Origin of the sequence: Aquimarina sp. AD1 (assembly GCF_003443695.1) — a bacterium.
Classification (GTDB): Bacteria; Bacteroidota; Bacteroidia; order Flavobacteriales; family Flavobacteriaceae; genus Aquimarina; species Aquimarina latercula.
On sequence record NZ_CP031966.1, the window covers coordinates 1,606,397 to 1,620,629 of the forward strand.

The window sequence follows — 14,233 nt, forward strand, 5'->3', positions numbered from 1 at the left end:
TTAGATCCGATTACTTGTTCTTATCTGTAAAATTAATAAATTCTGGTTTCTCTATATCAATAGTATCTTTTGTTTTTTGAGACAAAGAATCCTTTACTTTTTTAGACTTAAATACTTTATCCCAAAGTTCTCCAAAATTATTAAAATCTACTGAATAAGAAAGTCCCAATCCTTGCTTATAGCCTTGGGATTCTCCTATGTACTGAATTTCATTTTGTCGATTAAATATCTTTCCTTTTAAAGTTCCATCCTCATTAAAAAGGTATTCTACCTCCACATCTCCAGTTACTACGGATTCACTTACGCCTCCTATTGGAACTCCCACTCGTCCATTAATTAAGATTCTATTATTAATCTGAGTAGAAACTGTTACTCCAAATTGATCAGCAGCTTCTTGATCGACATTTCTATTTCCTTGAACATAATTTACACCGACTGTAAATTTATCATCATCACCAGAAAAGATACCATTTACCAATCCAGCTGCACGTTCTACCAAATTCCCTGTAATAAAGGTTGGATCTAAGTTTCCGCTATAAAATTGTCCTTGTGTTACTAAGGACAGTGCTTGTAATTCTTTCGTTGCTTGATCTTCTAATTGATACTCTAACTCACTTTTTGCAACGGAACTTAAATTAGGTAATTCTATATTAAAATTAAGATCAGGTTGTATTAATTCTCCATTAAGATCTACTACTACCTCTACTGGTATTTTACGATTAATGGTTGCATTCTCTAATAGCACCGCTGGATTTGCTTCCGTTTTATATACTGCACTAAGATTAAGTTTAGCTCGTGTTGGGCTACCATCCCAGTTTATACTACCTCCAGATCTTACAGTAAAATCTTTACCAACTAAAGCTCCATATCTAAAATTATAACTTCCTTCATAAGCCACAAAATCCCCCCACATATTAAACTTTCCATTTGTATTAATTTCTATAAGTAAGGTTCCGGCTCCTCTCCCCTTTAAAGAACTTCCTGTTTTTTTATCGACAACAACTTCTACTAATGCATTATTATTAACATCAAGATCAAAATTAAGTTCTAAACCTTTTATCTCTTCTAATATAATTTCTTTCCCGGCTAAACGTGCTTGTTTTTCTTCTGGGCTCAAGAAATGAATATATGAGTTATCCCCGATCGATTCGGATTCATTTAAGGGTATTTTAAATATCGTTCCCTCTTCTGTAGTTGCATTCACATTAATGACCAAACCATCCGTAGGACCTTCAATGGTTGCATCTCCACTGATAAAACCAGTTCCGTAATACAAAGATTCTTCATCCTCTTCGGTATCCAAAACCAACAATCGCTCACTTGCATTTAACGTAAGACCCAAATCCCATTTAGAAAAACGTTGATGACCAATATACCCTCCTAAGACACCTTTGGTTTTATATTTAGTATCTGTAATAGAGACATCATCAAAATTAAAACGTTGCTTACTGAGTACAATTCTAGAATCATCATCAAAATCAAGATCAACATTTAAATACGGTACTTTTAAACCTGCTTCGTTAAGCCTTAGTAAACCATCAATCGATGGATTCACATAATCCCCAGTAACCTTAGCACTACCACTTACGAAACCTCTAAGATCAGATATTACAATTCCTCCTAATTGACTAAACCCAGACATATTGAATCGCTCTAAATCTACATCTATATTCATATCCGGATCCTTACCAGAAACATCAATTGATCCTATTGCAGAAAGTATTTTTACATTTTCTTCATTTACCAACCTCGTATTTACAGTAAACTCGGTCAACGATTCGTTTCCAGAAGCATTCATTCGGAGTTCCCCTAATTTTGAATCATTTACTGCTAACTTATCAATTATTACAGTAGAACTTGGAAAATACACTCCTTTGTCTTGAAACACCTTAAGATCGCCATCTACTACTCCTGATAGCTTTAAATTTTCTATATAAGGCGTAATTTTATTAAGATCTACATCTTTAAAAGTAGCTTTAATATCCTTATTATCCTTACCGGTAACAGTTCCAGAAACATTTATCTCCTCCCCTTCGTGACTTAACCGAATAGCTCTAATGTCTATATTCTGAAAATTATTATCAAAAATTATTTTATTACTACTTTTACTCTTATTTCGATTAGCATACCAAGTATATCCCTTAAAGGTAAAATCAGATTTCTTAAATCCTAAAACCGAATTATTATCTTCATTTATAGTATGGTAAAATTCTAAGTTATAATCATCTACATTATTTTTACCTCCTTTAAATTCTGAGCGCATAAACAATGTATCATTAAGTGTTACATTAATCAAACTAAACTTAGATACATCATAATACTTCGTATCTATACTATCGATAGCTACATAGGTGTTAAATAATGGGTTTTTATTATCTACCTGAATATCCACTTCTTTCATTAAATTATCAAACGCCTTAATAGATGGTGACTTAAATGTTAATTTAAATTCGGAATCATTACTTTCTACTTTCCCTTTTATCGAGGTATTTGGAGCAAATTCAATTTCTGGAAAAAAGACATCTACAATTTTATTATAAATTTTAAAATTGAATTCCATAAATTCATTGTCCGTAATCTCTGTAGGTTCAAAATTAGCATATAGACTTCCTATAGAATTTCTAAATAAGTCATATACATTTTCAAATCTAAATATCCCTTTTACATTACCTTCTATAATATCAGGACTATTTACGGTAATTGTTCGTACATTCTTATCATCAAAACTTGAAGTAATATCAAAATCATCAAAGTAATAACTAGCATTTTGATTTTTATATAATGTCTTCTCAAATGAAATGGTACCAAAAGCATCGTTAATACCCGTTCCTTTCATTTTCATTTTTACATCTCCGTTGAAAACAGAAATACTATCTCTGGTAAAAAAGTTCAAGCGATGTAAATCTATATGATCCACATTGGCAGTAAAATCATAATTATTAATTTCCTTAGATATATCCGCTACACCATTAAAACTAAACTTCATATTTGGATCGTCGGAAACTAATTTTCCGTCGAAAACAGGATCTTTTAGGTTCCCAAATACATTTAAATCGGTATATGTATACCCGTTAAATTCGAATTTCCTAATATCCCCTTCTAGCTTAGTATCAAGATTATCTAACGTAAAACCTCTTCCGTCTACATGTATATCAAATGCTGCATTTCCAAGATTTTTCTTACTCAATAATTGACCTACATTAAAATTATTAGAAATTACATTTCCATTATAAGTGGCGTTTTTTACATTATCTAGATCACCTAATAAAACAAAAACATTAATTTTTCCTAACTGAGAAAAGAAGTCCATATCGACATCAACATCTTTAATCGTTACTATTGTTTGACCCACACCTTTTACACTTCCTAATTGATAAAGTTGCTTTGGCAATGATTCTCCCAAGATGTTAGGCAATAAATTGACCAAGTCATAATAGTTCGTAGTCAAATTCTTTAGATCACCATCTAATCTAAACTTAGAAACATTTGTTACCGCATTTCTAATTCTAATATCTCCTTGAATGATCGACCGATCTAATCCTGAAATATCTGAATCTAGTATTTCGAAATCGTTTAGCGTACCTTTTAGTTTGGTGTTTTTTAAAATCAAATCTTCGTCATTACCAAACTCCTTATAAAAAGGTATTAAATCATTAGTAGAAACAGTAGCCTTATAAAAATTAGCAGTAATATTAACGCTGTTTTCAAAATCAACCAATCCACCGCGTTCATATGAGAATACTATCTCTCCCTCTACTTTAGAATCAATAGTTTCCAATAATAACTCTCGAAAACGCATTTCTGTTGGAGTAATAGAAAAACCCGTTTTTAAATTAGAAACATTTAATCCTCTATGATCTTTAAATGATAATAAATCTGTTGTTATATAAAAATCCTCTCCGTCAACTTTCAAACTTTCTGCATCTAATAAAATATCCCTTATCACAACTATTCTTGGAGAACTAAGATTTTCATCAATGTAACTATATTTACTATTCTCCATAGTCACATTTCCTGTAGTGAGTAAAAACTTAGTATTAGATGTGGAAGTCTTACCTGTATTAAATTTTCTAATAAAAGTCATAAGGTTGTCGCTACGCTCACCTTTATACATTTTCATTCTAAAGGTTAAATCATCAATAGAAACACTTCCTAATTCTGGTTGTCCTTTAGAAATCTCTCTTATATTCAGAATTGAAGTGGCGATATTTTTAGCATATATTAATGTATCCTTATGATGATCTTTTACAAAAACTTCTTTTAAATTTACATCTCCTGAATAAGTCAAACCTACTCTACCCACATTGATATCTACATCATACTCATCATTAAGATAATTAGTGATTTTTTTACCTAAAAAAGTTTGAACTGCAGGAATGGAAAATAGTATCACTAATAGCACAAATAGCGAAATAAGGATAAGGAATATCCTTTTCAATATTTTCCCAAATTTTTTGATACGTTTTATTGTTTTAACTTTGCTGACAATATTAACAATTTCTATGCCCTTTTCCTCATAATGAGCTCACAAAATGTATACATCCTAGGTATTGAGTCTTCTTGCGATGACACCTCTGCTTCTATATTATGCAACGGTCGCGTGCTATCAAATGTTGTAGCATCACAAAAAATTCACGAACAATATGGTGGTGTTGTCCCAGAATTAGCTTCTAGGGCGCACCAGCAAAATATTGTTCCCGTTGTTGATCAAGCCATAAAACAGGCGAACATCAATAAATCCGATCTTAGTGCAATTGCTTTTACCAGAGGTCCTGGTCTAATGGGATCATTATTGGTAGGCACTTCTTTTGCTAAGTCATTAGCACTTTCGCTAGAAATTCCACTTATTGATGTTAATCATATGCAAGCTCATATACTAGCACATTTTATTGATGAAGAGGATTTTGATAAACCAGAGTTCCCATTTCTTGCTTTAACTATTAGTGGAGGGCACACACAGATTGTAAAAGTTACTGATCATTTTGATATGAAAATTATTGGTGAAACAATCGATGATGCAGTTGGAGAAGCTTTTGATAAAAGTGCAAAAATATTAGGACTTCCTTATCCAGGAGGCCCTTTAATTGATAAAAAAGCGCAGTCTGGAAATCCAAAAGCGTTTCCTTTTACAAAACCTAGAGTCGATGGTTTAAACTTTAGTTTTAGCGGTCTCAAAACTGCTGTATTATACTTTGTTCAAAAACAAGTTAAAGAGAACCCTGATTTCATAAAAGAGAATCTTGAAGATGTTTGCGCTTCAATTCAATATACAATTATTAATATTCTTATTGACAAATTAAAGAAAGCTTCTAAGGAAACAGGAATAAAGGCCATTGCCATTGGTGGAGGAGTTTCTGCGAACTCTGGAATACGAAAAGCATTAAAAGAAGGGGAACATAAATACGGATGGAAAACTTTTGTCCCAAAATTTGAATACACTACAGACAATGCAGCCATGATCGGTATTGTTGGTTATCTAAAATATTTAAAAAAGGATTTTACTGATATGAGTATTGTTGCTAAAGCCCGAATTAAGTTTTAATTTTTCACTTATGCAGTTATTCTATAATAAGGATATTACAGAAACCACTCAAGAATTTCAATTTTCAAGAGAAGAAAGCAAACACATCACTAAAGTTTTACGAAAAAAAGAAGGTGATTTAGTACAAATCACCAATGGGTTAGGTCTATTATGTAAAGGGGTTATTACATTTTCAAGCCCTAATAAATGTATTATTAAATTAGAAGAAAGACATCATCAACCGTCTAAGGATTATAGATTACATCTTGCAGTTGCTCCTACTAAAATGAATGATCGCTACGAATGGTTTTTAGAAAAAGCTACAGAAATTGGCGTTGATGAAATTACTCCAATTATTTGTGATCACAGTGAACGAAAAATAATCAAACCAGAACGATTTGAACGTATATTACAAAGTGCTATGAAACAATCACTTCAATCGTATTTGCCTATATTAAACAAAGCTATTTCTTTTAAGGAATTTTTAAAAAAAGATACTTCGGACCAGTTACTTATTGCACATTGTGAAGAAACTAAGAAACAATCTTTAAAGGATATTCTTAAATTACATAGTGCCACTACATTATTAATAGGTCCCGAAGGAGATTTTTCTACCAAAGAAATTGAGAGCGCTTTAAAAAAAGGAGTTATCCCTGTTACTTTAGGAGAAACAAGATTAAGAACAGAAACCGCTGCTATTGTTGCAACGCATAGTGTCGCTTTTTTAAATTCGTAGTTTAAATAATTAATATCTTTACAAAATCTAATAACCAAGATTATGATTGTAAAAATTAGAATATCCATCTGTGTTATTGTTTTTTTTGCAAGTTGTTCATCGAATGACAATTCCAGTACAAGTTCTGATTCTCCGGATCCCTCACTCAATACAATTAGTAGTTTAGAATATATCGATGAAATAATAATTACTAATGACCCTATTGATCATGTTCCTACAGGAGGCTTTTCTGGTATTGATTATAAAAACGATACTTGGTACATAATAAGTGACGGATCAAACCCTATCAGATATTACATAGCCAACATTGCCTTTAACCAAGAAGGTTTCTCAAATGCCTCCATCAGTTCGCTAATAGAAATTAAGGATGAAATAGGAACTTCCATTCCAGAAAATGAAATAAACCCTGAGGCTATTAGATTCGATATTGACACAGGTAATATCATTTATACCAGTGAAGGTTCTATTAGCAACAACGTTGATCCAGCCCTATTAGAGATAGAACCTAATGGCACTCAATTACGCAGTTTCGTACTACCAGAAAATTTAAATGCCAATACAACAAATGATCAATCCGGACCAAGACATAATGGTACATTAGAATCATTGTGTATTAGTTTTGATTCCAATGCATATTGGATTGGCATGGAACTTCCATTAATTGAGGATGGACCAGAACCAACAACTACAGAAACAGAATCTCCAGTTCGTATTACTCGAATTAATAAAACAAATGGCACACCAGAAAGACAGTTTGTATATGAGCTGGATGCTGTTGATCGCGAACCTGCTTTAGGAACAACATTTAGCATTAACGGACTGGTTGAAATTTTAGAATATGATGAAAATCAATTTCTTTTTCTAGAAAGATCATTTTCTTCAGGATATTTGGATGGAGGTAACACTGTAAAAATTTATAATGTTGACGCTACCAACGCGAGCAATACATTAAATACTGGTCCTCTTTTATCAGAAACAGTAACAAAAGCGACTAAAACACTTTTATTTGAATTTAATAGTATTCGTAGTGAACTGACTAATAATACTGTCGACAATATAGAAGGAATAGCTTTTGGTCCTCTGTTTTCAGATGGAAGTAAATCTCTGATTGTTATTTCTGACAACAATTTTAATGCCTTCTTACCACAACTAAATCAAGTAATTCTTTTTAAAATAATTCCTTGATAACATAAACTTAAGATGTTTTTACTTTTAACTATCACTATTCAATAGTAGTGTTAAGTTATAATTAAGAATACATAGTTTGTTCCAAATGATGGTTTTACGATACCCATTTCTTTGTATATTGCTAAACTATTTTCACTCAATTATAATTACTATTATGAAAAAACTTTATTTTTTATTTTTTACTATTTCATTATCAATAAGCTCTTTTGCGCAATCTACAGGGGATATAGCATTTGTCGCTTATAATGCAGATGGAGATGACGATTTTGCAATTGTTGCGTTGGCCGATATAGCTGCAAACACTACTATTTATTTTTCAGATGATGAACTTGATGGAATGGCAGCGTTTGTTGATTCTAATGAAGGAAACATCCAATGGGACACCCCTAACTCTGTAATAGCTGCTGGTACTATTGTTGTTTTTACTGACACTGATAGTGATGGGAATGCTTCTTATGGAGCTTCTTTAGGAACTCTTACTCAAGTAGGAAGTGGAACCATAAATCTCGCAGGTGGTGGAGATTCTTTATTAGCGTACCTTGGTACTGACGAAAACACTCCTACTACATTTTTAGCAGGTATTCAGTATGCAAATAGTGTTGGGGATTTAACAGGTTCTGGATTAACTGATGGATCTACATTCATTACAATTGCTACTTCAGGAAGCCCTGATGGAGGTCAATATAGTGGATCTAGAAATTCTGAAACTTCATTTGCCAACTACATTCCTTTAATAGCTAACCCAGCGAATTGGACAACCGAATCATCGGATGGGGAATTGATATTACCAATAAACACTAATAACTTTGTCGAATCAGCTACAGGTACTCCAACAATTTCTATAAGCGGAGCTATATCAGGTCTTGATTATTTTGAAAACAATGGTCCTTCTTCTGAAGACACATTTACAGTTTCAGGAACTAATCTAACTTCTGACATTACCGTAACAGCTCCGATGAACTTTGAAATTTCTACAACTACAGGTACAGGATTTGGATCTTCTGCTACATTAACGCCCACAACAGGAACTGTTTCTACAACTACAATTTATGTTCGTTTAGCTGCTAACTTGGTATCTAACTCTTATATGGGAGACGCTACAGCTTCTTCAGCAGGTGCTACTGACCAAACAGTAATGTTAAGCGGTACAGTATCACCCGACGATCCTCAATTTACTATATCAGGTTTTATCGGAGACTTTTCGTATTTTGAAGGTGAGGGTCCTTCTACAGAAGATAGCTTTAATGTAGAAGGTTTATTTCTTACTGGAGATATAACAATAACCGCTCCTGCCAATTTTGAAGTATCTCTTACTACAGGAACTGGCTTTGGTTCTTCTGTTAGTATTACTCCTACTATGGGAACTATTAACAATACGGAAGTTTTTGTAAGATTGATAACAGGTTTAGCTCCTAATTCATTTACTGGAGATATTACCGTATCTACTACTGGCACTACAGACCAAACTATTTCTTTAACTGGAATTGTATATCAAACACCGGTTTGCGCAAATGTTGGCGATATCATCATTACTGAAATTATGCAAAACCCTGTTTCTGATGGGGATGATCCTAATGGAGAATATTTTGAATTATACAATACTACTTCAAGTCCAATAGATATTGCTAGTTGGACTATCAAAGATGATGATGGCGTTAATGATTTTCATGTAATAGCAAATTCGTTAGTCATACCGGCAAATGGATATATAGTTATTGGAGACCCTAACGGTAGCATTGTATTAGATTATGCTTATGAAGCACGTGATGTATTTTTAGGAAATAGTACGGATGGTATTATTATAGAATGTGGTTCTACGGTTATTGATCAGGTAATATGGGATAATGGAGCTACCTTCCCTGATCCTACAGGAGCTAGTATGGAATTATCAATCAATGACCTAAATAGTATTGCTAATGATGATGGAGCTAACTGGGCAGAGGCGGTTACAGCTTTTGGTAGTGGTGACCTCGGTACGCCAGGTGATGTTAATGATAATGCTAGTACTTTATCTGTTGATGATTTTGATGAAAAATTAGAAAACTTTAATATGTTTCCTAATCCAACAAATACAGGTTTTATTAATATAACAACTACATCAAATTCAGCTATTACTGTTAGCGTATTTGATATGTTAGGTAAGCAAGTTATTTCTGAAACTTTAAATAACAATCTTCTTAACGTATCTAATCTCAATGCTGGCATTTATCTAATTAGATTGGATCAAACCAGTGGTTCAGTTACTAAAAAGCTTGTGATAGAATAGTATAATACATATAACTGATATAATATATAGGGCATTATCCGAATAGATAATGCCCTATATATTTTTAAACTTTATTTAATAAAACCAATACTAATCATAATATATCCATATATTTTCCTCTCTATATTCTCCATAGTTCTCTTCTAGATCTACCGTTACCAAATTTAGAGCTCCATCTATTTTATAACTACCTGATTCAGTAATTTTTTCACCTAATAATTCTTCCCAGAAACTTATATTACCTCTAACATTCATAGAGTTTTCACAAACCTTAATAAGAGTTGCTCCACTTTCTAAATGAGTTCTTATCCAAGGATCATAGACTTTATTGTTCTTCTTTAAGTCGATATAATCTTTCATCAATAATTGTGGATGATTATGCTTTAAAATTGGTCGTATCGGAATTATGAGTTTATCTAACCCAAGACTCTTTCTAATTTCTTTTCCTTTAGATATTAATAACTTACTATATCCTTGACCTTGGTATTTTTTTGTTACAATAATCTGCAGACCTCCTAAAATATTGGGTAGTACATTATCCTCAAAATCTGAAATCCCTTTTCTAAGAAGCCAATCCCATCCTTCCTGAGGTAAATCTTCCAACATTTGGTCCCAAAATATGGGGATTGCATTCATAAAACCCAAAAGATCATTATTAGAATCAACCATGAAAACCTGAGTGTGAGGAAAATAATTTTCCAGCCTACTCCAATATTCTTCTGTAACCCTAGATCTTAAAATAATTTCTGGAAAGGCTTCGGTGATAGCAGATTTATACTGTTTTATTAGAGAGCTATCTAAATCAGAATACTTAAGGTATGTTATCAAATTAATTCTATTGTTATTGAAAATTCTTAATACATTGTATTTGGATTCGCTGACTTTTTTGGAATTTGCTGTATTGAGTCCCAATGTTCACATATTTTTCCATTTTTGTCAAAACGAAAAAAGTCCATCGTTACATATTCATCATTTCCCGGCCAAGTTTGGTGTGTATGAAGCGATACTAGATCTCCTTCAGCAATGCATCTTACAAACTCTATGGATTTATTAGGATATTCTTGTTGCATTCTTTCAAAATAAGATATAAACCCCTCTGTTCCATCTGCCACATCAGGATTATGCTGAATATATTCATTACCAAGATATTTCTCCACGGCTTCTTTAGGTTTACCTTCATAAGCCATTTTATAAAAAGCAATAGCATTTTTTTTATTTTCCTCTAGATTCATACTCTATAATTATACTTGTTTTTTTAAACAAAATCAATTACGATTTCTTTTATTTAGCATCCTTTATATAGCTATCTATTATCTCTTCTAAAACATCTAAAGGAACTGCTCCATTTTTTAAAACTGCATTATGAAAATCTCTTAAATCAAATTTGTCTCCTAATTGTTGTTTAGCTTTTTCTCTTAGCTCAAGAATTTTAAGCATTCCTATTTTATATGCACAAGCTTGTCCTGGCCAAACAATGTAACGTTCTATTTCTGTTGTTACCTCTGTAGTAGTCATTCCTGTGTTTTGTACCATGTAATCAATAGCTTGTTCTCTAGTCCATTTTTTATGATGAATACCAGTATCTACTACCAAACGAACGGCTCTAAACATTTCTGCTTGTAATCTACCTAAATTTCCAAAAGGATCATTTTCATAAAAACCTAACTCCCAAGCTAATTGTTCTGAGTATAATGCCCAACCTTCAATATATGATGTAAAAAGACCAATAGTCCTAAAAATTGGAACTCCTTCTAACTCTGATTGAATAGCGATCTGAAAATGATGTCCAGGCACCCCTTCATGATAGGCTAACGTTTTCATTCCGAACTTAACAGATTCATGGACATTTCTAAGGTTTGCATAAAAAACACCTCCACGTGAGCCATCCATAGCTGGTCTTGTATAATAAGCTCCTGCTGATCCTTCTTCCTTAAATTCTGGAACTCTCTTAACCTCTAAACCTGCTTTTGGTCTCACATCAAAAGCATCATCTAAACCTGCACTGATCTCAGATAATATGCGATCATACTCATCTATTACCATTTTTCTTCCTTCATCATTATTTGGAAAAAGAAAACGCTCTTCCTTATTTAATTCTTGAATAATCGCTCCTAATGTTTTTGTAGAATCTACATATCCTTCTGCAGAAAGGATTTGATGCATTTCATCTTTTATTCTAGCGACCTCTGACAATCCAATTTTATGTACCTCTTCTGGATCTAAATCTGTGGTGGTTCTTTGCTTTAACTGATATCTATAAAAAGCTTCTCCATTTGGTAGTTTCCAAACCCCATCATCTGTAGTAGCTTTATTTTTTAATTGTTTAAAATATTCTATTAATTTTTTATATGCTCCAAAAACACTAGTTTGTACTTTATCTTCAACTTGTTTCTTTAAATCATCTTTTTCTTCATCAGATAAATCTTCTAACTCATCTATTTTAGTTTGAAAATTAGTGTAAAGAATATTTGATTTTACTGCAGAGTTTTCATTCGAATTTGCTCCTACAAAACCATTCATTTCATCGATAACACGATCCATTACGAATTTAGGAGGTATAATTCCCTTATCTTCCCTTATTTTGAGATTTTCAATTAACTGATCAAACTTAGTTTCAAATTTAGTTAAACGAGTAATGTAAGCTTCTGCATCGCTCTTATCCCTAAGTTTATGAGAGTTTTCCATTAGACTTGGCAAAGAACTTTGTATTCCTCCCATTTGATTTACTGGATAGTCATGATAGAAAAACTGTTCCCCTTCCATTAAACTTTCCAAATAAAAACCTAATATCTTGGTATTTAGTTTGTTTGCGTCGGATTGATTCTCAAAATTATAACTCTGTAAAGTTTCATAATCTTTTTTCATTTTATTAAAAGATTCCCACTGTTTTTTATCAGAGATATCGTCTAACTCATCTTTTGACCAGTCATAGATTACGGGAATTCCCATCGAAGTTGTTAATTCAGGGCTCTCTAAAGCTAATTCTACAAATACTTTGTCATAAAAATGATTAATGCTAAATGGTTTAAACCAGATAAGATTAACTAACCAGAGTACCCCTAAAACTAAAATGATTAATAAGGTTCTAGAAGTCCAAAATTTCCAAGTGCGTTTCTTTGACATGATGAGTGATTTATGTGAATTTGATTGATTGATATTCTATTATTAATGCTAAGGTAGTAAATGTTAGAGTAAGAAATTACCTGTTAATACAAACATTCAATATTTACTATACATCCTTTTCCGCGAGTGATTGGTAATGGTAATTAATTTATAAAATTTTACTTGATTTTACTAAGTAAAATTCTTGCTTCGATATTTTCTTCATCTAGGATTAACGCCTTTTCTAAAAACTCAATTGCTCTATCCTCTTCTTTCTCATAGAAATAACTTCTTCCTAACAAAAAGTTTAAATATGAGGATTCTATTTTTTTATCCAACAGTTCCTGAGCCAAGGTAATAACTTCTAGTTCTCTCCCTAAACTACTAAGCATCTGTATCGCATTCTCCCAATCATTTATATTAAATGAATCTGGTTTAATAATTGATTTCATTTCTGGATTATTACGTAGAAAGTAAAATACAGGAATATTTACTGACCATTTTGGATTTTCTGACAGCCCCTTTTTGATCCATTTGATCGCTTTGTCTTCATCGCCTAAAATAAAATTAGTTTTTGCTATTCGAGTATAAATACCATCCCATCCGTCAAGCATTGATTCTGCTTCTAATAATTTTTGTTTAGCTCTTTTTATATTTCCTTCTCTATGTGCATATAATGCCTGATTAAGCCTAATTCGTCCATAATGATACTTCATTAATATTTGTAATTCTTTAATAGGTTTTTTAGAATTATCTACTCGCAAATCAATTTGGTTATACCACGCATTATCAACTCCCTTTACAACAATTGCAGCAGATTGTTTTCCAGAAATTTGTCCACCAGCATTTTGTCCAGCAATTAAGCTTTGTAAAAGTCGTTCTGCCAATGTTCCTTCGGTATTTTTAAATACTTTAGACATTTGCGAAAGTACTTCTCTATCTAATTGATTACCTATAACTACAAAATTCTCACCTAACACCTCTGATGCTTCTCCATTCCAATACTTTAAGGATTCTCCTGTAAAAGCATACACATTTCCTTCTACATCCATACCAGATACTTGTCTATAGTGCGACCCTTTATCGTTTTCTTTAACCTCTAGAATGGCTTGTTTTATTGATTTACCAGCTTTTAAGTTTTTAAAACCTTCTATGGCGTACAGAGGTTCAGTTTCCGCAATAACTGAAAAAGCTCCAATCGCTGGGTCAATATAAACCGTAGAGTTTCCAACATATATATTATTGGTTGCAACAGCAATTCCATATTCTTTAGCTTTCTTGTCATAAGCTAGAATAGAAAAAGTAGCATTGATATTCTTATCAGTTAATAGACTTGGTAAATTTTGACTGTATCCGGATATAGCTAATGACACTATAAAAGCTAACAATGAGGCATCTCGTGTTTTCATTTGGCTGTTTT

Annotated in this window: 9 protein-coding genes; 4 read left to right on the forward strand and 5 right to left on the reverse strand. The window is 32.3% G+C overall.

Annotated features, from left to right (window positions below; genetic code table 11):
* Positions 1-10: 10 nt before the first annotated feature.
* Complete coding sequence (locus tag D1815_RS07310; protein ID WP_240337547.1) at positions 11-4,438, reverse strand: translocation/assembly module TamB domain-containing protein; 4,428 nt, start codon at positions 4,436-4,438, stop codon at positions 11-13.
* 81 nt (positions 4,439-4,519) lie between these two features.
* Here D1815_RS07310 and tsaD point away from each other — a divergent pair, with 81 nt between their 5' ends.
* From tsaD to D1815_RS07330, 4 genes are all read left to right on the forward strand, one after another.
* A complete protein-coding gene (gene tsaD, locus D1815_RS07315; protein ID WP_118386482.1) occupies positions 4,520-5,542 on the forward strand; it encodes a tRNA (adenosine(37)-N6)-threonylcarbamoyltransferase complex transferase subunit TsaD in 1,023 nt (340 codons plus the stop codon).
* A 10-nt stretch (positions 5,543-5,552) separates the two neighbouring features.
* Complete coding sequence (locus D1815_RS07320; protein ID WP_118389914.1) at positions 5,553-6,257, forward strand: 16S rRNA (uracil(1498)-N(3))-methyltransferase; 705 nt, start codon at positions 5,553-5,555, stop codon at positions 6,255-6,257.
* 42 nt (positions 6,258-6,299) lie between these two features.
* A complete protein-coding gene (locus tag D1815_RS07325; protein WP_118386483.1) occupies positions 6,300-7,442 on the forward strand; it encodes an esterase-like activity of phytase family protein in 1,143 nt (380 codons plus the stop codon).
* Positions 7,443-7,599: 157 nt separating this feature from the next.
* Positions 7,600-9,711, forward strand: a complete 2,112-nt coding sequence (locus tag D1815_RS07330) for a T9SS type A sorting domain-containing protein (RefSeq protein ID WP_158594439.1) — start codon at positions 7,600-7,602, stop codon at positions 9,709-9,711.
* 90 nt (positions 9,712-9,801) lie between these two features.
* On the opposite strand, the gene D1815_RS07335 is transcribed toward D1815_RS07330, so the two are convergent.
* The 4 genes from D1815_RS07335 to D1815_RS07350 form a co-directional block, all read right to left on the reverse strand.
* A complete protein-coding gene (locus D1815_RS07335) occupies positions 9,802-10,539 on the reverse strand; it encodes an N-acetyltransferase (protein WP_118386485.1) in 738 nt (245 codons plus the stop codon).
* 26 nt (positions 10,540-10,565) lie between these two features.
* Positions 10,566-10,943 carry a nuclear transport factor 2 family protein gene (locus D1815_RS07340; protein WP_027392721.1) on the reverse strand — a complete coding sequence of 126 codons (378 nt, stop codon included), beginning with the start codon at positions 10,941-10,943 and terminating at the stop codon, positions 10,566-10,568.
* A 49-nt stretch (positions 10,944-10,992) separates the two neighbouring features.
* The gene (locus D1815_RS07345) at positions 10,993-12,834 is read right to left on the reverse strand and encodes a DUF885 family protein (protein ID WP_118386486.1); all 1,842 of its coding nucleotides are present in this window, start codon (positions 12,832-12,834) and stop codon (positions 10,993-10,995) included.
* A gap of 158 nt (positions 12,835-12,992) precedes the next feature.
* Positions 12,993-14,222 (reverse strand): DUF1028 domain-containing protein, encoded by a 1,230-nt coding sequence (locus tag D1815_RS07350; RefSeq protein WP_118386487.1) that lies wholly within the window; start codon positions 14,220-14,222, stop codon positions 12,993-12,995.
* Positions 14,223-14,233 lie beyond the last annotated feature (11 nt).

Excerpts from the sequence above, each read along its gene's own strand:
- D1815_RS07320 (WP_118389914.1), top strand. The coding sequence starts at position 5,553 with ATGCAGTTATTCTATAATAAGGATATTACAGAAACCACTCAAGAATTT.
- D1815_RS07345 (WP_118386486.1), bottom strand. The coding sequence starts at position 12,834 with ATGTCAAAGAAACGCACTTGGAAATTTTGGACTTCTAGAACCTTATTA.
- D1815_RS07330 (WP_158594439.1), top strand. The coding sequence starts at position 7,600 with ATGAAAAAACTTTATTTTTTATTTTTTACTATTTCATTATCAATAAGC.
- D1815_RS07340 (WP_027392721.1), bottom strand. The coding sequence starts at position 10,943 with ATGAATCTAGAGGAAAATAAAAAAAATGCTATTGCTTTTTATAAAATG.
- tsaD (WP_118386482.1), top strand. The coding sequence starts at position 4,520 with ATGAGCTCACAAAATGTATACATCCTAGGTATTGAGTCTTCTTGCGAT.
- D1815_RS07350 (WP_118386487.1), bottom strand. The coding sequence starts at position 14,222 with ATGAAAACACGAGATGCCTCATTGTTAGCTTTTATAGTGTCATTAGCT.
- D1815_RS07325 (WP_118386483.1), top strand. The coding sequence starts at position 6,300 with ATGATTGTAAAAATTAGAATATCCATCTGTGTTATTGTTTTTTTTGCA.